A 682-nucleotide genomic window follows, 5' to 3' on the forward strand; every position below is an offset into this window, starting at 1 on the left:
TGGCCCCAACCATTTTTCAGCTTCGATCCTATCCCAACCTTTACGATCAGCATAACTCTCTAACTGATCGTCTTGGATCTGGGCGATCGCAAAATAGCGAGAGTCTGGATGTGAGAAGTACCAACCGGACACTGATGCCCCCGGATACATTGCATAGCTCGTTGTTAGTGACATACCGATGTTCTCTTCAACATTCAGCAACTCCCAAAGCGGGCCTTTCTCTGTATGCTCAGGACAAGCTGGGTAACCCGGTGCAGGACGGATCCCTTGGTACTTTTCACGGATGAGCTCATCATTCGATAGATTTTCATCTGCTGCATAGCCCCAAATTTCTTTCCTGACACGCTCATGCAAGTATTCAGCAAAAGCTTCGGCTAAACGATCCGCCACCGCTTGAATCATGATTGCGTTGTAGTCATCGCCTTGCGCTTTGTACTCATCGGCCAACTCACGCTCACCGATACCGCCAGTTACTGCAAACGCACCAACCCAATCCTGTTTGCCAGATTCTTTTGGCGCGATGTAATCCGACAAGCAGTAGTTAAAGCCTTTAGGCTTTTCTGTTTGCTGACGAAGATTGCGCAATACTTTAGCAACCTCGGTACGCGACTCATCGGTGTACACTTCAATATCATCACCCACGCTTGCCGCTGGGAATAGACCACATATCCCGCGAGCCTTA

At 49.1% G+C, this 682-nt stretch carries 1 protein-coding gene; it reads right to left on the bottom strand.

What is annotated here, in order from left to right; translation table 11 throughout:
* Nucleotides 1–682: vitamin B12 dependent-methionine synthase activation domain-containing protein (locus R7Q11_RS26610; protein ID WP_318094466.1), on the bottom strand; the 682-nt coding region annotated here is incomplete at both ends.

The sequence above is a fragment of the Vibrio sp. 970 genome (assembly GCF_033339075.1).